The organism is Streptomyces sp. NPDC032472 (assembly GCF_040636955.1).
In the GTDB taxonomy this organism is placed as follows: Bacteria; Actinomycetota; Actinomycetes; order Streptomycetales; family Streptomycetaceae; genus Streptomyces.
Genome location: NZ_JBEZVK010000023.1, coordinates 1 through 22392 on the forward strand (window position 1 = coordinate 1; position 22392 = coordinate 22392).

The following is a 22392-nucleotide window of genomic DNA, read 5'->3' on the forward strand; positions in this document are numbered from 1 at the left end:
GGCCTGAGCCTCTACCAAGTCGTCCGCGAGCTACAGACCCTCCTCGCGACATGGACCGGCGTCTGCCCCACCTGCCACCGCGGCATAACCACACCAGCCCCCACCTGACCAAGCACTACTAGCCCCGGCTCCCACGAACCGGGTGGCGTCCCCCGGGCGCCTCCCCGGCCGGCGGCCCGCGCCGACGTGCGGGCCGTCCGGCAGGTCGGTTGACTGGAGACATGACGAACAAGGCAGTCCTGGAGGGCGGACCGGCCGACCTGACCGAGCGGGTCGTCGAGGCCCCCGCCCCCGGGGACGACGTGAAGATCGCACACCGCGGCGGGTACGAGCACTTCCGGGCCACGGCGCGGCAGCAGAACGGCCCGCAGGGGCAGCTGCCCGTGTACGAGTGGTGGGAACGCACCGAGATCGCGGAATGACGGGGCACGCCATGACACACCGCGCGGAATGGAACATCGGCGTCTCGCTGACCGAGGAGGGCGGCACGACGAGGGCCCGGGCCGTGCTGGACACCGGCGCCGGGCAGCTCGTCGGCCGCGGCTCGGCGCGCTGCAACCCCGAGGACGTGGAGGTTCCGGCCATCGGCGACGAGCTCGCGGCGAGCCGCGCCATGCGCGACCTGGCCGGCCAGCTGATGCGCGCCGCCGACCGGGACCTGGCCGCCATGGGCGCCGCGGCCCCGGAGCCACCGCGCACGGGCTACGGCTGGCCGGAGGATTCCGAAAGCCCCCGCAGGCCCTCCCGCTGACGCGCTGCGGTCCCCCGGCCCGCGCCCGTCAGGGGCGGACGCGGGTCAGGGAGAGCAGGTCGCGGGCCGGTCCGGCCGGGCGGGCGCCCGCGGGCCAGACCGCGCGCAGGGCGCGGCCCAGGGCGGTGTCCGAGACGGGGACCTCGACGAGGCGGCGGGCGGCGAGCTCGTCGCCGAGCGCCAGCTCCGACAGCACGCACGGCCCGGCCCCGCTGACGGCGGCCGCCTTCACGGCGGTGGTGGAGGCCAGCTCCAGCAGCGGTTCGGCGAGTCCCCCGCAGCCCGCCAGCGCACCGTCGAGCACCTGCCGGGTCCCCGATCCCCACTCCCGCAGGATCAGCGGAGTCGACGCCAGCTCGTCGGCCCCGACCCCGCGTGTGCGGCGGGCCCACGGGTGGCCGGGGGCGACGGCCACCACGAGCCGGTCCTGTGCGATCACCGCGGAGTCGAGCCCGTCGGGCACGGTCAGGCCCTCCACGAAGCCCAGGTCGGCCTCGTGGGCGAGGACCCGACGGGCGACCACCGCCGAGTTCCCGGCGTGCAGGGACACCGCCGTGCCGGGCCGCTGGCCGCGCAGGGCGATCAGCCAGCCGGGCAGCAGGTACTCGGCGATGGTCATGCTGGCGGCCACCCGCAGCCGCGAGTCCCTGCGGCCCCGCAGCGCCTGCGCGCCCGCGTCGAAGGCCTCGGCCGCCTCGACCACCCGCCGGGCCCAGTCCGTGACGAGCGCCCCTTCCGCGGTCAGCGTCGACCCGCGCGGCGAGCGGTCCACGAGCGCGACGCCGAGCCGCGCCTCCATCGCCCGGATCCGGGCGCTCGCCGCGGGCTGGGTGATCCCCATCCGCTTGGCGGCCCCGCTGAGCGAGCCGACCTGGGCGACCGCGAGCAGCAGCTCCAGCGCCCCCAGGTCCGGCACCCGGTGCACCAGCGGAGTCCGCTCCTCATTACCCATAAAGTCAGTTTATGGCCTCATAGGGATGCGGCCCCTGCCGCCCGGTCCGTCCCGCCCCCAGGCTGGGGTCATGGCCACCACCCTGGCGCGACCCCGCGCCCTCACCCCCGGCACCCCCGGCAATCCGCAGAACCCCGAGGCCCCCGTTCCCGCCCCGGCCCACAAGGCCTTCCCGGCGCTGCGCCACCTCGGCCCCAACTGGTACGCGTCCGTCATGGGCACGGCCATCGTCGCCAACGCCGGCGCGGCGCTCCCGTACCAGCTGCCGGGCCAGCGCGCGGCCTGCCAGTTCGTCTGGGCCCTGTCCGCCGCGGCCCTCCTGCTGTTGCTCGCCGCCCGCGCCGGGCACTGGCTGCACCACCGCGACCAGGCCCGCGCCCACCTCCTCGACGCGGCCGTCGCGCCGTTCTACGGCTGCCTCGCGATGGCCCTGCTGGCCGTCGGCGCCGGCACCCTGATCGTGGGCAAGGACCTGATCGGCGAGCCGGCCGCCGTCGCCGCGGACGCCGTGCTCTTCACCTTCGGCACGGTGATCGGCCTCGTGACGGCCGTGGCGGTGCCCTACCTGATGGTGGTCCGCCACCGGATCGAGGCCGCGGACGCCACCCCCGTCTGGCTGCTGCCGCTGGTGGCTCCCATGGTCTCCGCCGCGGTCGGCCCGCTCCTGGTCCCCCACCTGCCGGCCGGCCAGGCCCGCGAGGCGCTGCTGCTGGCCTGCTACGCGATGTTCGGCACCAGCCTGCTGGCGACCCTGCTGATGCTCCCGCTGGTGTTCGCCCGGCTGGTCACCGCCGGGCCGCTGCCGCTGCTGCTGACCCCCACCCTGTTCCTGGTCCTCGGCCCGCTCGGGCAGTCCACCACCGCCGTCAACCAGCTCGCCGACGTGGCCCCGCTGGCCATCGGCTCCCCGTACGCCGGCGCGCTCGGCGCCTTCGCGGTCGTCTACGGGGTGCCCGTGCTCGGGTTCGCCCTGCTGTGGCTGGCCCTGGCCGCCGCGATGCTGGTCCGGGCGGCGCGCGCCGGAATGGGCTTCGCGATGACCTGGTGGGCGCTGACCTTCCCCGTCGGCACCTGTGTCACCGGCGCCGCCGGACTGGCCCGGCACACCGGGCTGACCGCCTTCGCCTGGCTGGCCGCCGCCCTGTTCGCGGCCCTGCTGGCGGCCTGGCTGCTCGCCGCCGCCCACACCCTGCGGGGCCTGCTGACCGGCCGGCTCCTCCCCCGCTAGCGGGCCGCGGCCAGCGCCGCCCCCAGCACCTGCGGGGCCTCGGCGAGGGAAGGGCCGTACCAGGTGAGGTGGCGGCCGCTGACCAGGGCGGCCGGACGGCCCGGGAACGCCTCCGGGCCGTCCTCGCGCGTGAAGCGGTACGGCTCGTCCGGCAGCACCACCAGGTCGCAGTCGGCGCCGGCCAGCTCCTGCACCGGCACCCGCGGGTAGCGCTCCGGGTGGCCCGCGTAGAGGTTCTCCACGCCCAGCCGCGCCAGCAGGTCCCCCGCGAAGGTGTCCCGGCCCAGCACCATCCAGGGCCGCCGCCACACCGGGACGACCGCCCGCAGCCGGCCCGCCGGTTCCGCGCGGGCCCATGCGGCCTCGGCCTCGTCGAGCCACCTGGGGCGCGCCAGCCCCAGGGCGCCCGTCAGCAGCCGGTCCAGCTCGGCGAAGGCCTGGTCCAGCCCGCGTACCTCCGTGACCAGCACCTCCACGCCCGCCTCGCGCAGCATGGCCAGGTCGGGGGCGCGGTTCTCCTCCTCGTTGGCGACGACCAGGTCGGGCCGCAGCCGCACGACCGCCTCGACGTCGGGGTTCTTGGTGCCGCCGATGCGCACCGCGCCCCGCGCCGCGAGGTCCGCGGGGTGGGTGCACCAGTCGGTCACGCCGACCAGGAGGCCGGGGGCGCTGACGGCCACCGCCTCGGTCAGCGAGGGCACGAGCGAGACGACCCGCACCGCGCTGCCTCAGCGCCCCGGCGAGGGCGGTTCGAAGGTGGCGTGGATGTGGTCGCCGACCGCCACGACCAGGATCCGGGTGTCCTCGGTGACGGCCCGCCAGCGGTGCCGGACCCCGCCGGAGAGGAACAGCGCGTCGCCGCTCTCCAGCCGGTACGCCCGCCCCTCGGCCTCCACCTGGCAGGCGCCGGAGACCACGTACATCAGCTCGTCGTTGCGGTGCTGGTACTCGCGGCCGGCGTCCTGGTCCCCGGTGAACTCGATCGCGTGCAGCTGGTGGTGCCCGCGGACCAGCGGCCGCACGCCGGGGAGCGGCGTGAGCCCGGAGTCGTCGCCGGCGCGTACGAGGTCGACGGTGCGCGCGGTGTCGGACGCGGCCAGCAGCTCGACGGCCGTGGTCTCCAGCGCGTCCGCGACCCGCTCCAGCGAGCGCATGCTGGGCCGGGCGCGTTCGTTCTCTATCTGGCTCAGGAAGGGCACCGACAGTCCGCTGCGCGCCGATACGGCGGCGAGGGTGAGGTGCAGGGCCCGGCGCCGCTTGCGCACGGCCACGCCCACCCGGAGCGGTTCCTTGGCGTCCTTGTCCCGTTCCTTGTCGTCCGAGCCGTCCCTGTCGTCCATGGCGGGGCTGCCCTCCCCTTGTCAGGTCTGTCGGCGTCTGCTGGCGTACGTCGTGTCCGTCGCACGGAGGTGTGCTGTAAGCACCTTACGCAGCAACCGCCCCGGGTTTCGCGCGCAGGAGCGGACCGGGGTACGCCGCGGGTGAAACTTCCGTGCCACCTCCGCTCACTCGTGCGGCCACTTTCCGTGTCCCCGGCCGTAACCGGGCGCCGCCGGGTCCCCCGGGCTGCGGCATCATCGCCGTCATGACGACGACTCGACGCCTGATGCTGCTGGACACCGCCTCCCTCTACTTCCGTGCCTACTTCGGCGTGCCGGATTCCGTGAAGGCCCCCGACGGCACCCCGGTCAACGCGGTGCGCGGACTGCTCGACTTCATCGGCCGCCTGGTGCAGGACCACCGCCCCGACGACCTGGTGGCGTGCATGGACACCGACTGGCGGCCGCACTGGCGGGTGGAGCTGATCCCGTCGTACAAGGCCCACCGGGTCGCGGAGGTGGTGGAGGCGGGGCCCGACGCGGAGGAGATCCCCGACACGCTCGCCCCGCAGGTGCCGATCATCGAGGCGGCGCTCGACGCGTTCGGCATCGCCCGGGTGGGGGTGGCCGGGTACGAGGCGGACGACGTCATCGGCACCCTCACGGCGCGTGCCTCCGGTCCGGTGGACATCGTCACCGGCGACCGCGACCTGTACCAGCTGGTGGACGACGCCCGGCAGCGACGGGTCCTGTACCCGCTGAAGGGGGTAGGGACGCTCCAGGTCACCGACGAGGCGTGGCTGCGCGCCAAGTACGGGGTGGACGGCCCCGGCTACGCGGACCTGGCGCTGCTGCGCGGCGACCCGAGCGACGGGCTGCCCGGGGTCCCGGGGATCGGCGAGAAGACCGCGGCCAAGCTGCTGGAGGCGTACGGGAGTCTGGCCGGGATCATCGCCGCCGTCGACGACCCGAAGTCGAAGCTGACCCCTGCTCAGCGCAGGCGGCTGGACGAGTCCCGGCCGTACCTGGCCGTGGCCCCCAAGGTGGTGAAGGTGGCCACCGACGTGCCGCTGCCGGAGTTCGACCCGGCCCTGCCGAAGGCGCCGGCGCAGCCGGAACTGGTCGATGCGCTGGCCCACCGCTGGGGTCTGGGCGGGGCCGTGTCGCGCCTGAGCAGCGCACTGCTCCCATGAGGTGCTAACTTAGGTAATCCTAAGTTTCAGGGGAGTCAGGGGAGACGCCGTGGCAGAAGGACGCGCCCGCAAGGTCGGCACAGCAGTCGTCGTGCGTACCGAGCGGCTGACGCCGCACATGGTGCGGGTGGTGCTGGGTGGCGCCGGACTGGCCCGATTCGATGCGGGTGCGTTCACGGACCACTACATCAAGCTCCTGTTCCCCCCGGAGGGCGTCACCTACCCCTCGCCGTGGGACCTCGACCGGATCCGCGCGCAGTACCCGCGTTCCGCCTGGCCGCGCCAGCGCGCGTACACGGTCCGCACCTGGGACCCGGCGCACCTGGAGCTGACCATCGACTTCGTCGTCCACGGCGACGAGGGGCTGGCCGGGCCGTGGGCGGCCCGCGCCCAGCCGGGCGAACTGGTCCGCTTCCTCGGCCCCGGAGGTGCGTACGCGCCGGACCCGGCGGCCGGATGGCACCTGCTGGCGGGCGACGACAGCGCGCTGCCGGCGATCGCCGCGGCGATGGAGCGGATGCCGGCCGGAGCCGTGGTGCACGCGCTGGTGGAGGTCGAGGGGCCCGAGGACGAGCAGAGGATCGCCACCCCGGACGGCATCGTGCCGGTCTGGCTCCACCGCGGTGACCGCCCGGTCGGCGAGGCCCTGGTCGAGGCCGTCACCTCGATGGAGTTCCCCTCCCGCGAGGTCCACGCCTTCGTCCACGGCGAGGCGGGCTTCGTCAAGGAGCTCCGCCGCCACCTGCGCCTGGAGCGCGGCATCCCGAAGGAGCACCTGTCGATCTCGGGCTACTGGCGGCTCGGCGAGACGGACGAGGGCTGGCGCGCCATCAAGGGCGAGTGGAACGCCCGGGTGCTGGCCGAGCAGGAGGCGGCGCAGGAGGCAGCGGCCTGAACCGTGCCGCAACCGGACCCGGGCTGCCCGGCTGCGGCCCGGGCCCCACTGCGGACCTGCTGTGGGGCGCCGGCGGGGCCGACGGGCGGGGCCACCCGCTCGGCGCCACAATGAGCCCATGCGTACGCGACGCCTCGCGCTCACCGCGGCGGGAACCGTCCTCGCGCTGGCCGCCGCCGCACCGGTCGCGGCCGCGCCGAGCCCCCCGCCCGCGCCGAAGCCGCAGCTGACCGACCAGGCCGTGCAGAACGCGGTCGACCGCCTCCCGCAGTACATCGCCGACACGATGCGCAGCACGGGCGTCCCGGGCCTGTCCGTGGCCGTGGTCCACCGCGACAAGGTGATCTACCTCAAGGGCTTCGGAGTCCGCCGCACCGGGCAGACCGGCGCCGTCGGGCCCGACACGGTCTTCCAGATCGCCTCCCTGTCCAAGCCGATCTCCTCCACGGTCGTGGCCGGCACCCTGAAGGACCCGGCCGGCTTCAACGACCGCACCGAACTGCCCGGATTCGCCCTCAAGGACCCGTGGGTCACCGCTCACGTGACCACCGCCGACCTGTTCTCGCACCGCAGCGGCCTGCCCGACCACGCCGGCGACCTCCTGGAGGACCTCGGCTACGACCAGGCGTACATCCTCGACCACCTGCGCCTGGAGCCCCTCTCGCCGTTCCGCGCGAGTTACGCGTACACCAACTTCGGCTTCACCGCGGCCGCCGAGGCCATCGCCCGGGCCCACGGCACCAGCTGGCAGAAGCTGGCCGCGGACACCCTGTTCAAGCCCGCCGGAATGACCCGGACCAGCACCGAGTTCTCCGCCTTCGCCAAGGCCCCCGACCACGCCGCCACCCACGTGAAGAACCCCGACGGCACCTGGTCCCCGCGGTACGTGCGCGACCCCGACGCCCAGGCCCCGGCCGGCGGCGTCAGCTCCACCGCCCGCGACATGGCCCGCTGGATGCGGCTCCAGCTCGGCAACGGCACCCTCGACGGCAAGCGGATCATCCCCTCCGCGACCCTGCAGCGCACGCACCTGCCCGAGATCGTCTCCCAGGACGTCAACGCCACCGGCCGGCCCACGTTCTACGGACTCGGCTGGAACGTCACGTACGACGACGCGGGCCGGCTGCGCCTGAGCCACTCCGGGGCCTTCGACCTCGGCGCCAACACCAACGTCACCCTGCTGCCGCTGGAGCAGCTCGGCATCGTCGTCCTGACCAACGGCGCCCCCGTCGGCCTCGCCGACGCCGTCGCCCTCGACTTCTTCGACACCGCCGAGCACGGCAGGCCCACCACCGACTGGCTGCCGCTGACCGCGGCCCTGTACGCGAAGCTGGACGACACCGACCGCTCCAGGACCGACTACGCCCACCCGCCCGCGAACGCGAAGCCGGCCCGCGCCGACAGCGCCTACACGGGCACCTACGACAACCCGTACTACGGCCGGCTCACCGTCACGGCGGACCCGGCCGGCAAGGGCCTGACCCTCTCGCTGGGGCCGAAGCCGCTGCGCTTCCCGCTCACCCACTACGACGGCGACACCTTCAGCTTCGTGACCGCCGGCGAGAACGCGGTCGGCCGCACCGGGGTGGCCTTCTCCGACGGCACCGTCCGCATCGAGTACCTGGACGAGAACCACCTGGGCACCTTCACCCGGCGGTAGCCGGCGGGCGGGCGTGCCCCGGCCACCGCCCGCTGCCCTAGCCTGGGGAGCGATGAGAAGCAGAACCCGGATACCCCCCTCGCCCCTGCCCCAGATCGCCGGCATCGACCCGGTGCGGCTGCGGCTGCCCTCCGACAAGGAGGGCAGGTGGCCCGACCTCGGCAGCTACCTCACCGAGCGGTACGCCGGCACCAAGGGCGCCGAGTCCGTCGCACGGCTGCTGGCCGGCGGCCGGATCCTCGGCCCCGGCGGGCGGGTCCTGACCGCCCGGGACCCGTACGAGCCGGGCTCCTACCTGTGGTTCCACCGCGACATGGACCCCGAGACGGTGGTGCCGTTCCCGATCGGCGTCGTCCACCGCGACGAGCACCTGCTGGTGGTGGACAAGCCGCACTTCCTCGCGACGACCCCGCGCGGCGGCCACATCGTGCAGACGGCCCTGGCCCGGCTGCGCGCCGAGCTGGACCTGCCCGAGCTCAGCCCGGCCCACCGGCTGGACCGGCTGACGGCGGGCCTGGTCATGTTCAGCATCCGGCCCGAGGACCGCGGCGCCTACCAGCAGCTGTTCGCCGAGCGGCGGGTGGCCAAGGAGTACGAGGCCGTCGCCGTCCACGATCCCCGGACCGCGCTGCCCTGCACGGTCCGCAGCAGGATCGAGAAGGTCCGCGGCGTCATCGGCGCGAGCGAGGTCCCCGGCGGCGAGCCCAACGCCGAGAGCACCGTCGAACTCCTCGCGACCCGCGGGGAGCTCGGCCGCTACCGGCTGACCCCGCACACCGGCCGCACCCACCAGCTGCGCGTCCACATGAACCGGCTCGGCCTGCCGATCCTCGGCGACCCGGTGTACCCGCAGCTCCTCGACCCGGCCCCGGACGACTTCCGGCGGCCGCTGCAGCTGCTGGCCCGCACGCTGGCGTTCACCGACCCGGTGACGGGTGCCGAGCACCGCTTCGAGAGCGGCCTGCGGCTGCGGGCCTGGGAGGACCGCGCCGCCTGGGAGACCGGCACCTGACCGGCGGCTAACCGGCGTCTAACCGGCGGCCGGCCCGGTCCCGGCCGTCTCCGCGCCCGCCACTCCCGCGATGCGCAGGGCGGCGTCGGCGGTGGCCTCCGCGAAGGGCGCCACCGGGCGGTCCGGGTCGGAGCGGTGGATCAGCATGACCCCCTCGATCAGCCCGAAGACCAGGTCGTTGCGCAGGTCCAGGGCGGCCCGGTCCCCGGCCAGTTCGGCCCCGACGGAGGTCCGGGCCAGCAACGCCCGGTAGGCCCCGCGCAGTTCGGCCTGCATCCGCCGGAACCGGGTGAAGCGGGATCCGGCCACCTCGGGCAGCAGGTAGAGCGCGCCCAGGTTGTACGGGCCCCCGCACAGCAGCAGCACGTCCGAGCGGCACAGCTCCCACAGCCGCCGGGCCGCGGGCCGCCCGGTGTCGGCCAGCAGCCGGCGCGACAACCCGAGGGAGGGCGCCACCGTCGACTCCAGCAGTTCGGCGAGGAGTTCCTCCTTGCCGCCGAAGTAGTGGTACATCGTGGCCTGGCGCATTCCAGCCCGTTCGGCCACCGTTCGCGTGGTGGTGGCCGCGTACCCCTGCACGGTGAACAGCTCGGCCGCCGCGCAGAGGAGTTCCTCGCGCGGCGGCCGGCCGCTGTGCGGTCTCACCTGATCAGCACGTGGCCTTCCGACCCGTCTCGGCCCTTCGTCCGGTCCCCCAGTCATGGCCCGATCGTCGCACAGGGTGACGACGGTTTCACCACGTCAAGAGATCAGATCCGGCCACCCCCGGCTAGGAGGAAGACCCAAATCCGCCTAGCCGACCGAGCTGTAGGCCACCACACCCCGCAGCAGGGCGTCGACGGCCTTGCGGGCGTTGCGGGCCACCGTGCTGCCGCCCTGGGAGGACGGGGGCACCGTGGAAGCCGGGGCCGCCGCGGCGATCTGGCCGAGCACGTCGATGACCTGCTTGCACCAGCGCACGAAGTCGCCGGCCGGCATCTCCGCCTCGCGCAGCACCTCGTCCAGGCTCTTGTCGGAGGCCCACTGGTACGCGGCCCACGCGAAGCCCAGGTCGGGCTCGCGCTGCCCCACGCCCTCGGCCTGGTTGATGCGGTGCTCCTCCTCCAGTGCGTCGAGCCGGCCCCAGATCCGGACCATCTCGCCGAGGGCGGCCTTCGCCGCGCCGCCGGGCACCTTCGGGGCGACCGCGTCGTCGGACTGCCGCGCCTCGAACACCAGGGCCGAGACGCAGGCGGCCAGTTCGGCCGGGGTCAGGCCCTCCCAGATCCCGGCGCGCAGGCATTCCGACGCCAGCAGGTCGAGCTCGCCGTACAGCCGGGCCAGCCGCTTGCCGTGCACGGTGACCTCGTCCTCGCGCAGGTAGTCCAGCTCGGTCAGCAGCGCGTGGATCCGGTCGAAGGTGCGGGCGATGGTGTTGGTCCGCCCCTCGATGCGCCGCTCCAGCGCCTGCGTGTCCCGCTTGAGCCGGTGGTAGCGCTCCGCCCAGCGGGCGTGGTCCTCGCGCTCGTCGCAGCCGTGGCAGGGGTGCGCCCGCAGCGCCGCCCGCAGCCGGGCGATCTCGCGGTCGTCGGCCGCGGCGGCCCGGCCGCGCCGGCCCCGCTCACGGGTGATGTGCCCGGCCTTGGCCCGCAGTTGCGAGGCGAGGTCCCGACGGGACTGCGGGGAGCGGGCGTTGAAGCTCTTGGGGATCCGCATCCGCTCGATCGGCTCGACGGGGACCGGGAAGTCGATCGCGGCGAGCCGCTTGACCTGCCGCTCGGCGGTGAGCACCAGCGGGCGCGGGCCCTCGGCGTAGTCGTACCCGCGGTACCCGTTGGCCCGCCCCGCGGGCACGCCCGGGTCCAGGACGAGCGCGAGCCCGGCGAACTTGCCCGTGGGCACGTGGATGACGTCGCCCGGCTTGAGCTTCTCCAGCGAGCCGGCCGCCTGCGCCCGGCGCTGGGCGGCGCCCTGCTTGGCGAGCTCGGTCTCGCGGTCCTTGAGGTCGCGGCGCAGCTGCGCGTACTCCTCGAAGTTGCCCAGGTGGCAGGTCATGCCCTCCCGGTAGCCCGAGAGGCCCTCCTCGTTGCGCTGGACCTGCCGGGAGATCCCGACGACCGAGCGGTCGGCCTGGAACTGGGCGAAGGAGGTCTCCAGCAGCTCGCGCGAGCGGTGCCGGCCGAACTGCTGGACCAGGTTGACCGCCATGTTGTACGAGGGCTTGAAGCTGGAGCGCAGCGGGTAGGTGCGGGTGCCGGCGAGCCCGGCGAGCGAGACCGGGTCCATGCCTCGCTGCCACAGCACCACGGCGTGGCCCTCGACGTCGATGCCGCGCCGGCCGGCCCGGCCGGTGAGCTGGGTGTACTCGCCGGGCGTGATGTCGGCGTGCTGCTCGCCGTTCCACTTGACGAGCTTCTCCAGGATGACCGTGCGCGCGGGCATGTTGATGCCGAGCGCGAGGGTCTCGGTGGCGAAGACCGCCTTGACCAGGCCGCGGACGAACAGCTCCTCCACGACCTCCTTGAAGGTGGGCAGCATGCCGGCGTGGTGCGCGGCGATGCCCCGCTCCAGGCCTTCGAGCCACTCGTAGTAGCCCAGGACGTGCAGGTCCTCGGCCGGGATGGAGGCGGTGCGCTCCTCGACGATCTCGCGGACCTGCACGCGCGCCGACTCGTCGTTCAGGCGCAGGCCCGCGTACAGGCACTGCTGTACGGCGGCCTCGCAGCCGGCCCGGCTGAAGATGAAGTTGATGGCGGGCAGCAGGTCGTCGTTGTCGAGGCGGGCGATGACCTCGGGGCGGCCGGGGGTCCAGATGCGGCTGCGGGAGCGGCGCTCGCGCTCGCGGTCGGCCTCTCGGACCATCTTGCCGCGGCGCCGGTCCTTGGGGTTGTAGGTGCGGGTGTTCTCCTCGCGCGCCATGCGCAGCAGGTCGGGGTTGACCTCGCGGCGCGCGGAGCCGCGGCCGCCGTGGTCGGACTCCTCCTCGAAGAGGTCGTAGATCCGCCGGCCGGCCATGACGTGCTGCCACAGCGGGACGGGCCGCTCCTCGGAGACGATGACCTCGGTGTCGCCGCGGACGGTGTCCAGCCAGTCGCCGAACTCCTCCGCGTTGGACACGGTGGCGGAGAGCGACACCAGCGTCACGGACTCGGGGAGGTGGATGATCACTTCCTCCCAGACGGCCCCGCGGAACCGGTCGGAGAGGTAGTGCACCTCGTCCATCACGACGTAGCCGAGGCCGAGCAGCGACTGGGAGCCCGCGTAGAGCATGTTGCGGAGCACCTCGGTGGTCATGACGACCACGGGCGCCTCGGAGTTGACACTGTTGTCGCCGGTCAGCAGACCGACCTTCTCGGGGCCGTAGCGCTTGACGAGGTCGGCGTACTTCTGGTTCGACAGGGCCTTGATGGGCGTCGTGTAGAAGCACTTGCGGCCCTGGCCGAGGGCCAGGTGCACGGCGAACTCGCCGACGATGGTCTTGCCCGAGCCGGTCGGGGCGGCGACGAGCACGCCCTTGCCGGCCTCCAGTGCCTTGCACGCCTCGACCTGGTAGCCGTCGAGGTCGAAGTCGTACATCTCGCGGAAGGGGGCCAGGGCCGTGGCCTCTTCTGCGGCGCGGATCCGCGCAGCGGCGTACCGCTCGGCGGGTGAGAGTTCTTCGGTCATCTTGTTCTCGAGCCTACCCGCCGCCTCCGACAACAGTCTCGATCTTTATGGCCGGCTGCCCGGGGCCGGGGCCGGGCCCGCCTCCGCGGCTCCCCGGCCTATCCCAGGACCCGTACGGCCGCCGGTACGCACTCGGCGGTCACCGGCAGCGGCCCGACGGGCTCTCCGTCGGCGTAGGCGGTCAGCCCCGGGGCCTCCAGGGTGACCTTCGCGGCCCGGTGCACGGTGACCTTGGGGTGGGTGAGGTGGGTGCCCTTGTAGACCTGCGGGAACACCTTGAGCAGGGTGGCCCGGCTGCAGTCCCCGACGACCACGACGTCGAGCAGCCCGTCGTCGGGCCGGGCGTCGGCGCAGATCCGCATGCCGCCGCCGTAGGAGGTCCCATTGCCGACGGCGACCAGGGTGGCCTCGGTCTCCAGCGGGGGTCCGTCGTCGAGGCCGATCCGGTACGGGAACGGCCGGAAGGCGGCCAGCTCGGCGAGGATGGCGAGGTCGTACTTGAAACGGCCGGCGGGCAGCCGCATCCGGTTGCCGCGGTCGTTGACCCGGGAGTCGAAGCCGGAGCAGAGCACGGTCCCGTACCAGGTGCCGTCGCCGACCCGCCCGAGGTCGATCTCGCGGTGGCGGCCCTCCTTGAGGGCCTCGGCGGCCAGCCGGCCCGCCTGGGCGGGCTCCCGTACGGGCAGCCCGAGCGAGCGGGCGAAGTCGTTGCCGGTGCCCACGGCGACCACCCCGAGCGGGACGAGGGTCCCGGCCAGGGCCTGCAGGGCCAGGGAGACCACCCCGTCGCCGCCGACGGCGATCACCGCGCCGGTGCCCTCGCGGACCGCGGCCCGCAGCCGGGCCAGCGCGTCCTCGGCGTCGGTGCCGACGACGGTCCGCACGTGGAAGCCGGCGGCCCTGAGCGCAGAAGCGGCCGGCTGCGCGGCGTGCGCGCCCCGGCCGCGTCCCGCGGTGGGATTGACGAAGAGGGTGATCTCAGCGCTCATCACCCACCGGAATGTACCTGTCAGGTGGCGTCGTCGTAACCGTTGATCCGTCCGCGGCCGCCGTCGGACTGCTCGGGAAGCGCGGCCGGCGCCTGGATCTCCTCCACCGAGCCGATCGCGGCGGGGGTGAGGTCCAGCTCGGAGGCCTCGTCGTCGTCGAGCAGCGCGTCGGGGTTGTTGCGGCGGCGCCTGCGGTCGTTGACCAGGCAGATGCCGAGGGCGATGAAGTAGAGCGCGACGATCGGGGCGGCCAGCGAGAGCATGGTCAGCGGGTCGCCGGTCGGGGTGGCGAACGCCGCGAAGATCGTGATGCCCAGGACCATGCCGCGCCACCAGCCGGCGAGCCGCTTCGCGGTGATGACCCCGGTGAAGTTGAGCAGGATCAGCAGCAGCGGCAGCTCGAAGGCGAGGCCGAAGACGACGACCATGCGCGTCACGAGGTCGAGGTAGTCGTCGACCGGGAGCAGGTTGCGGGCGTTCTCGGGGGTGAACTCGAGCAGGATCGTCGCGGTCTGCGGCAGCAGCTTGTACGCGAGCACCGCGCCAGCGCCGAAGAGCGGCGCGCCGACGGCGACGAAGCCCATGGCGTACTTCTTCTCGTGGCTGTGCAGGCCCGGGGCGACGAAGGCCCACAGCTGGTAGAGCCACACCGGGGCGGAGACGACCACGCCGGCGGTGAGGGAGACCTTCAGGGCGATCGAGAAGGGCGCGATGAGGCCGTTCACGGTCATGTCGGCGCAGGGGCGGCCGTTGCGCTGCGAGACCACGCCGTCGGTGCAGCCGACGGAGTCCAGCATCGGCTTCAGCATGAAGTCGATGATCTGCTTGTAGTAGAAGGCGGCGACGATGGTGATCACGAGGATCGCCAGGACCGACTTCAGCAGGCGGTTTCTCAGCTCACGCAGGTGCTCGACAAGAGGCATCCGCCCTTCGGCGTCCTTCTCCTGCTTGCTCGACTTTTCCTGCTTGCGGGCAGACTTGAGCAACCCACGTCCCTTGTCTCGTTGCAGATGACCGTGTGACCGTGACCGTGGCCGTGATCACGGCCGCGGATGCGCGACCGCGGGCGCCGGCCGCGGTCGGATCCGTGGTTCAGCCCTGGGCGGTGTGGTTCGGCTCGCCGACCGGACGGGATCCGGTGACGTCGCCGGGCGCGGCCTTGATGGTACGCGGCGCGGCCTGCTGCGGGGCCGGGTCGGCGACGCGCGCGGCGTCCTCCGCGGCGCTCTCGCTCTTCATGGCCTTGGCCTCGCTCTTGAGGATGCGGGCCGACTTGCCGAGGGAGCGGGCCATCTCGGGGAGCTTCTTCGCACCGAAGAGCAGCACGATGACAGCGATGATCAGAAGGATCTCGAGGGGCTTCATATTGCCGATCATGTGTGTCTTCCTTCTCACCGAAACGGCTGGTTGTGGTAGCGCTGAGACGGACCGTGATCAACGGGCCGCTTCAACGATCGTAACCCCCGGGGGTTAACGCCGGGCAATCCCCCGGGGTGTTCCATCTTGCGCGAGACTGCGCCAGACGGTACGGGGGACATCCCACACTCTCCATGTATCGGCGGGATCTCCGCGCGATATCGGCCGACTCGCCGACGGGAGGGATCAGGGGCGAACGGTGCGGCCCGCGCGGGCCAGGTCGCCGGCCGCGCGCTCGAGGTCGCCGGAGGCCTCCGCGATCATGCGGCTGGCCCGGTCCACCTGGCCGGACAGCCGCCGGACCTCGACGAAGACCCGCACGGCCAGGACGGCGAGGACGGTGAGCCCGAGGAATCCCAGGGCGATTGCGAGCATCGGCCACAGCATGGGACGAGCCTAGGCCACCGGCCGCCTCAGATGCTGCGCAGGGTGCTCACGCCGCCGCCGGTCAGGAGCTCCACGATCCGCTCACCGGCCGGTTTGCGGACGGCCGCGGCGCACGCGGGACAGGTGAACGAGTAGAAGGTGGTCCTGCGGCTACCGCCGATGACCAGGCGCAGAGCGCCCGCGTCCAGCTCGAAGCGGGCCCGGCAGTCGGGGCAGGCCGCCTTGAAGGTGACCGGCCCGCCCGACGCGGACCGTGCGTGCGGCCCCGCAGCGGTGCCGTGCGCACCCCGCGGCCCAGACATTGGCGACATCCTCGGCGCTCCCCTCGGCCCATGCGTCCTGCATACGGTGGCGGCCGCCTCCGGCGCGGCTGCGGCCGCCTGCTCCCTGTACCGCCCGTACTGCCCGGCTCAGCCCGTACCGCCCGCCTCAGCCGGCTTCCCCGTACCCGGCCAGCGCCTCGCGGGCCGCCTGCCGGGCGCTCTCGGCGAGCTCCGCGGGCGCGACGATCCGGCCGTCGCGGCCCAGCCGCAGCGCCAGGCGGCGCAGCGAGGCCGGGTCGGGGCTGCGCAGCGTGATCCGCAGGCCGCCGTCGGGCAGCTCCTCGGCGCTGTCGTGCGGGTAGTACTCGGCGACCCAGCGGCCGGCCGGACCCACCTCGACGACGACCTCCGGGTCCTCGGCGGCCGGCTGGACGAGCCCCACGGACAGGTCGCGCGGCTCGATGGCGGGCGGCTCGGACCGCTCGTCCAGCAGCCGGATCGCGGCGACCCGGTCGAGGCGGAAGGTGCGCCGGGCCTCCGAGAGGTGGCACCAGCCCTCGAGGTAGGTGTGGCCGACGGTGAAGAGCCGGATCGGGTCGACCTTGCGCTCGGTGAGCTCGTCGCGGGCGGGCGAGTAGTAGCGCAGCCACAGCCGGCGGCGCTCGGCGATGGCCCGGTCGACGTCGGCGAAGACCCCGCCCTCGGCCTCGAAGGTCACCGACAGCCGGGAGCTGGCCCCGGCCGCCTCCCCGGCGGCCGCCTCCAGCTTCGCGGTGGCCCGCACCAGCGCGTCGCGGTCGCTCTCGCGCAGCCCCGGCAGGGTGGCCACGGCACGGGCGGCCACGAGCAGGGCGGTGGCCTCGTCGGCGGCCAGGCGCAGCGGCTCGGCGGTGGACTCGCCGGACGCGTCGGCGTTGTGCCACCAGATGCGCTCGCCGTCGGTGTCGATGTCGAGGAGGTCCCCGCCTCGGAAGCTGGTCCCGCACATGGGCAGCACGTCGAGGTCGGAGATGAGCTCGTCCTCGGTGATGCCGAAGGCGCGGGCGACGTCGGCGACGTGCGCCCCGGGGCGCTCGCGCAGGTACGTCACCAGGGACAGCATCCGGCGGGTCTGGTCGATGGCGTTGGCGGCCATACTGGTAGGTCTCCCCCTCAGGGCACGTGGTGACACGGTGCGGTGTGCGGTTGGTGCGGATCGCGGCGCGTCCGCGGGCCGGGCGGCGTCCGGCCGCTGCCCCGGCCGGGCCGGGGCCGGGCGGGCTCAGCCGCCGGCGACGGCGCGCAGCCGGTCCACCACGTCCGCCCGCAGGTCGGCGGGTTCCACCACGACGACGTCGGGCCCGAACTCCACGAGCCAGGCGTCCAGACCGTGGCCGTAGGGGATCTCCAGCTCGTCCCAGCCGTCGGCGCCCTCGCGTACGGCGGTGGCCTTGGCCCGCAGCGGGTAGCCGGCCCCAGCCCGCAGCCGGATCAGGGCGGAGCGGTCGGCGCTCTCCCCGGCCCATCCGGCCACCGTCTCCCGCACGGTGACGACATCGGGGACCTCGGCGGTGTACCTGCCCGCCCGGGAGCGCACCTTGCCGGTGATCCGCGAGAGCCGGAACACCCGCTCGGCGCCGCGCTCGCGGTCGTAGCCGGCCAGGTACCAGTGGCCGCGCCAGCACTCCAGCGCCCAGGGCTCGACCTGGCGGGTCTCGGGCCGGGCGGCGGTGGACTTGCGGTAGTCGAAGACCACGGGCCGGCGGTCGCGGCAGGCGAGCATCAGCGGCTCGAACGCGGCCTCGTGCACCGGGATGCGCGGCTCGATGGCGCTGTGCTGGCCCCCGATGAGGTCCCCCGCCTCCGGCATGCCGCCGGCGCGCAGCTTCTGCAGGGCGCCGCTGGCGGCCCCGGCCAGGCGGGCCTGCTGCCAGACCTTGGCCGCCAGGCCCAGGGCGGCGGCCTCCTCGGTGTCCAGGGAGACGGGCGGCAGCCGGTTGCTGTCGCGGCGGGCGAGGTAGCCGGTCTCGCCCTCCAGGTTCTCCACCGTCTCGATGACCAGGCCGAGTTCGCGCAGATCGTCCTTGTCCCGCTCGAACATGCGGTTGAAGGAGTCGTCGTTGCCCGCTTCCATGTACGCCTCGATGGAGCCGCGCAACTCGCGCTTGCTCAGCGGCCGGCGGGTCCCCAGCAGGCACAGCGCCAGATTCATCAGCCGCTCGGCCTTGGCAATCGCCATCGACGCCCTTCCGCCCTTCTCCGCTGGCACGACACACACGACGTGCACGACGCACACGAGTTGCACGTCCGTGACCGTTGACCGTACCGCCCCGGCGCGCCCGGACAAAAGCGAGGGCCCCCGCCTCACGGCAGGGGCCCTCACGGCATCAGCGGACGGCGGGTCAGCCGACGCCCATCAGGTCGCAGACGAAGATGAGCGTCTCGCCCGGCTTGATGGCACCGCCGGCGCCGCGGTCGCCGTACGCGAGGTGGGCGGGGATCGTCAGCTTGCGGCGGCCGCCGACCTTCATGCCCTGGACACCCTGGTCCCAGCCGGAGATGACCTGGCCGATGCCCAGGATGAACTGCAGCGGGGCGCCGCGGTTCCAGGAGGCGTCGAACTCCTCGCCGGAGGAGAAGGCCACGCCCACGTAGTGCACGGAGACCTTCTTGCCGGCCTCGGCAACGGCGCCGTCGCCCTCCCAGATGTCCTCGATGACGAGGTCGGACGGGACCGGGCCCTCGGGGAAGTCGATCTCGGGCTTCTCGAGCTTGTCGCTCACGGAAACTGCTCCTCAGAACTCTGGCAATGAACGGTCCCGCCCGGCGGTGGCCGGTAGGGACAACCGGGACAGTCTTACATCACCGCGAGGATGTCGAGGCTGAAGACCAGCGTGGAGTTCGCCGGAATCGTCCCCTGCTCCTTGTCGCCGAAGCCCTGGTCCGGCGGGATCACCAGCAGGATGCGGCTGCCGGCCTTCTTGCCGATCAGGCCCTCCTTGAGGCCCTTGACCGAGATCTCGCCGATCGGCCAGGTCACCGTCTGGTCCGTGGCGTACGTGCTCTCGAAGGTCTTGTCGTCCTTCCACGTCTTGCCGTGGAACTTCACGACGACGCTGTCGGAGTCCTTCACGGCCGGGCCGCTGCCCTCCAGGACGTAGTTCGACACCAGCTTGGCCGGCGGGTTCACGTCCTTCGGCACGGTCACGGAGACCTCCTTGCCGTCCGTGTTCGTCCCGATCTTCGGCAGGTCCTTGTCCTCCTGCGGGACCTCCTTGCCCGTGGCCGAGACCGGGACGCTGGTGCCCTTGACGATGTCCACGACGAAGACCAGCGTGGCACCGCCCTTGATCTTCGGCGGGGAGCCCTGGTCGCCGTAGCCGAGCGCCGGCGGGATCACCAGCTCCACGCGGCTGCCGACCTTCTTGCCCTCCAGGCCCTGGTCCCAGCCCTTGATGACCATGCCCGCGCCGACGGTCACCTCGAACGGCTTGCCCTTGCCGAAGCTCTGGTCGAAGGGCTCCTTGCCGTCCCACACCTGACCGTAGTAATTGACCTGGGCGACATCGCCCTTCTTCAGCGCCGGGCCCGTGCCCTCGCTGACGGTCACGGCCTTCAGTTCCTTCGGCGGGTCGCCCTTGCCTTGGGACAGGGTCGGGGTCTCCCCGAACTTGGCGCCCTTGGTGATCGCGGGCACCCCGTTCTTCATCTCGGCGGAGTCGGAGCCGCTGTCGCCACAGGCTGCTGTCGACAGCAGCAGAAGGGGTACGACAAGCAGGCCGGCAAGTCGGCGCACGTGTTCCTCAGATCTCAGACGGCTGGCGGTCGTCGCCACTCTAAGGCGTGCCGAGGGCCCCGTACGAGATCCGTACGAGGCCCCGGCCAAGATCGGCGGTATGTCACATGCCGGCGATCAGCTTCTCCACCCGGTCGTCCACCGCCCGGAACGGGTCCTTGCACAGCACGGTCCGCTGCGCCTGGTCGTTCAGCTTCAGGTGCACCCAGTCCACCGTGAAGTCCCGCCGCTGCTCCTGCGCCCGGCGGATGAAGTCGCCGCGCAGCCGCGCCCTCGTGGTCTGCGGGGGCACCGACTTGCCCTCGAAGATCTTGAGGTCGTTGCAGATCCGCTCCGCCTGCCCCTTGCGCTCCAGCAGGTAGTACAGCCCGCGCCGGCGGTGGATGTCGTGGTACGCGAGGTCTATCTGGGCGACCCTCGGGTTCGACATCGTCATCCCGTGCTTGGCCCGGTAGCGCTCGATCAGCTGGTACTTCATCACCCAGTCGATCTCGGTGGCGATCCGGTCCAGCTGCTCGGCCTCGATCGCCTCCAGCGTGCGGCCCCACAGCTCCAGCACCCGGTCCACCGTGCCGGTACGGATGCCCCGGCGCTCGGCGAAGTCCACGGCCTTGTCGTAGTACTCCCGCTGGATCTCCAGCGCGGAGGCCTCCCGGCCGCTCGCCAGGCGCACCTTGCGCTGCCCCGTGATGTCGTGGCTGACCTCCCGGATCGCCCGGATCGGGTTCTCCAGGGTCAGGTCACGCATCACCGTGCCCGCCTCGATCATGCGCAGCACCAGGTCGGTCGCCCCGACCTTGAGCAGCATGGTCGTCTCGGACATGTTCGAGTCGCCGACGATCACGTGCAGGCGCCGGTAGCGCTCCGCGTCCGCGTGCGGCTCGTCGCGCGTGTTGATGATCGGACGCGAGCGCGTCGTCGCCGAGCTGACGCCCTCCCAGATGTGCTCCGCACGCTGGCTCACGCAGTACACCGCGCCCCGCGGCGTCTGGAGCACCTTGCCCGCACCGCAGATCAGCTGGCGCGTGACCAGGAACGGAATCAGGATGTCCGCGAGGCGGGAGAATTCCCCGTGCCGCGCCACCAGATAGTTTTCGTGGCAGCCGTAGGAGTTGCCGGCCGAGTCGGTGTTGTTCTTGAAGAGATAGACGTCGCCCGCGATTCCCTCCTCGTGCAGGCGGCGTTCGGCGTCGACGAGCAGGCCTTCGAGAATGCGCTCGCCGGCCTTGTCGTGGGTGACCAGTTCGGTCACGTTGTCGCATTCGGGAGTTGCATATTCCGGATGCGAACCCACATCGAGGTACAGGCGGGCACCGTTCCGCAGGAAGACATTGCTGCTGCGGCCCCATGACACGACACGGCGGAAGAGGTAGCGCGCCACTTCGTCAGGAGACAGTCGGCGCTGTCCCCTGAACGTGCACGTGACGCCGTACTCGTTCTCCAGCCCGAAAATGCGGCGGTCCATGACTGAACATTACGCCTTCTGCCCTCTTCTGAAACCGGGTTCGAGAACGCCGTTTCGATCAGTTCCCGACGAGCTGCCCGTCCGCACCCTCCGGGACCGCCGCCGCAGAGCCCGTCACCGTCCGGGTCCGCCCGGGAGCAGCGAGGATCCGCTGAGTACCCATCAGGACCAGCAGGGCCGCCGCGCCCGCCCCGCACGCCACGCCGAAGCCGGACGCCGTACCGCCCAGTTCCACCGCCGGACCCGCCACCGCCGTACCCACGGCCGCACCGACGCCGAAGAAGGTCACCAGCCACGAGAAGGCCTCGGTCACCGTGCCCGCCGGAGCATGCCGGTCCACCACGATGAACGCACAGGCGATGGTCGGCGCCAGGAACACCCCCGCCAGCGCCGTCAGGGCCGTCATGGCCACCGGCCCCGGCGTCAGCAGCAGCGGCAGGTAGAACAGGGCCAGCAGGCCCACCAGCAGCCGCAGGCGCCGCTCCGGCGCACCGCTCCACTGCCGCGCACCGTAGAGCACCCCGCCGACCAGCGCACCCAGGCCCAGCGCCGCCATCAGCCAGCCGTAGACCGACTCGCCGCCGTTGCCGTCCGAGTACGCCAGACCCGCTACCGTGATCGACCCCAGGGCCAGACCCACGAAGAAGAAGGCCCCCAGCAGCGCCAGCAGCCCCCGCGAGCGCAGCGCGCCCAGCCAGTGCGCCTCCCGCGGCTCCGAGCGCCAGGTCCGCGAGGGCTCGCTGAGCACCACCGACAGCGCGCCCAGCACACCCAGGGCGTTGATCACCAGCAGGGCGCCGGCCGGGCTGGACAGGGCCACCGACACCGTCACCACCAGCGGACCGACCGTGTACATGACCTCCTGGGCCACCGCGTCCAGCGCGTACGCCGCGTGCACGCGCTCCTCCCGGCCGCCCAGCACGCTCGGCCACAGGGCCCGCAGGCCGCCCTCCAGCGGCGGCGAGAAGAAGCCCGCGACCACCACGGCCCCGTACGCCGCCGCGGCCGACCCGGTGCCCGCCAGGGCCAGCCACGCCATGCCCAGCGCGGAGACCACCGCCGCCGGGAGCTGCACCCGCGGCTGCCCGTACAGGTCCACCGCCCGCCCCAGCAGCGGCTGGCCCACCGCATTGGCAAAGCCGTACACCGCCGCCAGCGCACCCGCGAGGCTGTAGCTGCCGCCCCCGGCCCGCACGAACAGCACGATCGCGATCGCCGCCGTCGCGTTCGGCAGCCGGCCGACCAGCGTGCCCGTCAGCAGCCGCGCCGCATGCCGGGTCCTGAGCAGCTCCGCGTAACCCGCGGCCATGTCCGCCCCCTTCTTGCCCGGGCCCAGCCGGGTGATCAAGCAAGTAATACGTATAACTAGCGACGTCATACGTACCATGGCCCCCGGGCAGGGGTCCACCCGGAACACCACCCCCCACCCCTACGACCTCGTA

The 22392-nt window shown here is 73.0% G+C and carries 23 protein-coding genes; 7 read left to right on the forward strand and 16 right to left on the reverse strand.

All coding sequences use genetic code 11. The features are described from left to right. The first annotated feature begins 221 nt into the window (after positions 1–221). Positions 222–422, forward strand: coding sequence for a DUF5988 family protein (locus AB0F11_RS17630; RefSeq protein WP_362174024.1), 201 nt, complete (start codon positions 222–224; stop codon positions 420–422). A gap of 11 nt (positions 423–433) precedes the next feature. After that, positions 434–751, forward strand: coding sequence for a DUF1876 domain-containing protein (locus AB0F11_RS17635; RefSeq protein ID WP_362174027.1), 318 nt, complete (start codon positions 434–436; stop codon positions 749–751). A 28-nt stretch (positions 752–779) separates the two neighbouring features. On the opposite strand, the gene AB0F11_RS17640 is transcribed toward AB0F11_RS17635, so the two are convergent. Continuing rightward, positions 780–1703, reverse strand: a complete 924-nt coding sequence (locus AB0F11_RS17640; protein WP_362174029.1) for a LysR family transcriptional regulator — start codon at positions 1701–1703, stop codon at positions 780–782. 70 nt (positions 1704–1773) lie between these two features. Between AB0F11_RS17640 and AB0F11_RS17645 the strand changes: the two genes are divergently transcribed. After that, positions 1774–2931: a TDT family transporter gene (locus AB0F11_RS17645; protein ID WP_362174032.1), complete on the forward strand. Its 1158-nt coding sequence runs from the start codon at positions 1774–1776 to the stop codon at positions 2929–2931. On the opposite strand, the gene AB0F11_RS17650 is transcribed toward AB0F11_RS17645, so the two are convergent. Together AB0F11_RS17650 and AB0F11_RS17655 are read right to left on the reverse strand one after the other, a co-directional pair. Then, positions 2928–3650 carry a helical backbone metal receptor gene (locus tag AB0F11_RS17650; protein ID WP_362174035.1) on the reverse strand — a complete coding sequence of 241 codons (723 nt, stop codon included), beginning with the start codon at positions 3648–3650 and terminating at the stop codon, positions 2928–2930. The two genes, AB0F11_RS17645 and AB0F11_RS17650, sit on opposite strands and share 4 nt — an antisense overlap. A 9-nt stretch (positions 3651–3659) precedes the next feature. Continuing rightward, positions 3660–4271, reverse strand: coding sequence for an XRE family transcriptional regulator (locus AB0F11_RS17655; protein WP_362174038.1), 612 nt, complete (start codon positions 4269–4271; stop codon positions 3660–3662). Between the two features lie 266 nt (positions 4272–4537). Between AB0F11_RS17655 and AB0F11_RS17660 the strand changes: the two genes are divergently transcribed. The 4 genes from AB0F11_RS17660 to AB0F11_RS17675 all read left to right on the forward strand — a co-directional run bounded on the left by AB0F11_RS17660 (position 4538) and on the right by AB0F11_RS17675 (position 9010). Further along, the gene (locus tag AB0F11_RS17660; protein WP_362174303.1) at positions 4538–5443 is read left to right on the forward strand and encodes a 5'-3' exonuclease; all 906 of its coding nucleotides are present in this window, start codon (positions 4538–4540) and stop codon (positions 5441–5443) included. A 49-nt stretch (positions 5444–5492) separates the two neighbouring features. Next, positions 5493–6338 (forward strand): siderophore-interacting protein, encoded by an 846-nt coding sequence (locus AB0F11_RS17665; RefSeq protein ID WP_362174041.1) that lies wholly within the window; start codon positions 5493–5495, stop codon positions 6336–6338. Between the two features lie 118 nt (positions 6339–6456). After that, entirely contained in the window at positions 6457–7998 is a 1542-nt protein-coding gene (locus tag AB0F11_RS17670) for a serine hydrolase (protein ID WP_362174044.1), read from the forward strand. A gap of 52 nt (positions 7999–8050) precedes the next feature. Beyond that, a complete protein-coding gene (locus AB0F11_RS17675) occupies positions 8051–9010 on the forward strand; it encodes a pseudouridine synthase (protein ID WP_362174047.1) in 960 nt (319 codons plus the stop codon). Positions 9011–9028: 18 nt separating this feature from the next. Here AB0F11_RS17675 and AB0F11_RS17680 read toward each other — a convergent pair whose 3' ends face one another. The 13 genes from AB0F11_RS17680 to AB0F11_RS17740 form a co-directional block, all read right to left on the reverse strand. Further along, positions 9029–9712 (reverse strand): helix-turn-helix domain-containing protein, encoded by a 684-nt coding sequence (locus tag AB0F11_RS17680; protein WP_362174050.1) that lies wholly within the window; start codon positions 9710–9712, stop codon positions 9029–9031. A gap of 90 nt (positions 9713–9802) precedes the next feature. Then, positions 9803–12655 carry a DEAD/DEAH box helicase gene (locus AB0F11_RS17685; protein ID WP_362174053.1) on the reverse strand — a complete coding sequence of 951 codons (2853 nt, stop codon included), beginning with the start codon at positions 12653–12655 and terminating at the stop codon, positions 9803–9805. A gap of 98 nt (positions 12656–12753) precedes the next feature. After that, positions 12754–13644 carry a diacylglycerol kinase gene (locus AB0F11_RS17690; protein ID WP_362174056.1) on the reverse strand — a complete coding sequence of 297 codons (891 nt, stop codon included), beginning with the start codon at positions 13642–13644 and terminating at the stop codon, positions 12754–12756. 20 nt (positions 13645–13664) lie between these two features. Continuing rightward, complete coding sequence (gene tatC / locus AB0F11_RS17695) at positions 13665–14630, reverse strand: twin-arginine translocase subunit TatC (RefSeq protein WP_362174059.1); 966 nt, start codon at positions 14628–14630, stop codon at positions 13665–13667. A gap of 106 nt (positions 14631–14736) precedes the next feature. Next, complete coding sequence (tatA, locus tag AB0F11_RS17700) at positions 14737–15021, reverse strand: Sec-independent protein translocase subunit TatA (protein WP_362174062.1); 285 nt, start codon at positions 15019–15021, stop codon at positions 14737–14739. A 225-nt stretch (positions 15022–15246) separates the two neighbouring features. After that, positions 15247–15447, reverse strand: coding sequence for a hypothetical protein (locus AB0F11_RS17705; protein WP_362174065.1), 201 nt, complete (start codon positions 15445–15447; stop codon positions 15247–15249). 26 nt (positions 15448–15473) lie between these two features. Continuing rightward, positions 15474–15749: a hypothetical protein gene (locus AB0F11_RS17710; RefSeq protein ID WP_362174068.1), complete on the reverse strand. Its 276-nt coding sequence runs from the start codon at positions 15747–15749 to the stop codon at positions 15474–15476. A 127-nt stretch (positions 15750–15876) separates the two neighbouring features. Beyond that, entirely contained in the window at positions 15877–16845 is a 969-nt protein-coding gene (locus AB0F11_RS17715) for a WYL domain-containing protein (RefSeq protein WP_362174071.1), read from the reverse strand. Between the two features lie 126 nt (positions 16846–16971). Further along, complete coding sequence (locus AB0F11_RS17720; protein WP_362174075.1) at positions 16972–17928, reverse strand: WYL domain-containing protein; 957 nt, start codon at positions 17926–17928, stop codon at positions 16972–16974. Positions 17929–18091: 163 nt separating this feature from the next. Next, on the reverse strand, positions 18092–18472 hold the full coding sequence (locus AB0F11_RS17725; protein WP_362174078.1) for an FKBP-type peptidyl-prolyl cis-trans isomerase: 381 nt from the start codon (positions 18470–18472) through the stop codon (positions 18092–18094). Between the two features lie 74 nt (positions 18473–18546). Beyond that, positions 18547–19485: an FKBP-type peptidyl-prolyl cis-trans isomerase gene (locus AB0F11_RS17730; RefSeq protein ID WP_362174081.1), complete on the reverse strand. Its 939-nt coding sequence runs from the start codon at positions 19483–19485 to the stop codon at positions 18547–18549. A 103-nt stretch (positions 19486–19588) separates the two neighbouring features. Continuing rightward, a complete protein-coding gene (gene pafA / locus AB0F11_RS17735) occupies positions 19589–20950 on the reverse strand; it encodes a Pup--protein ligase (protein ID WP_362174084.1) in 1362 nt (453 codons plus the stop codon). 58 nt (positions 20951–21008) lie between these two features. Then, on the reverse strand, positions 21009–22259 hold the full coding sequence (locus AB0F11_RS17740; protein ID WP_362174087.1) for an MFS transporter: 1251 nt from the start codon (positions 22257–22259) through the stop codon (positions 21009–21011). Positions 22260–22392 lie beyond the last annotated feature (133 nt).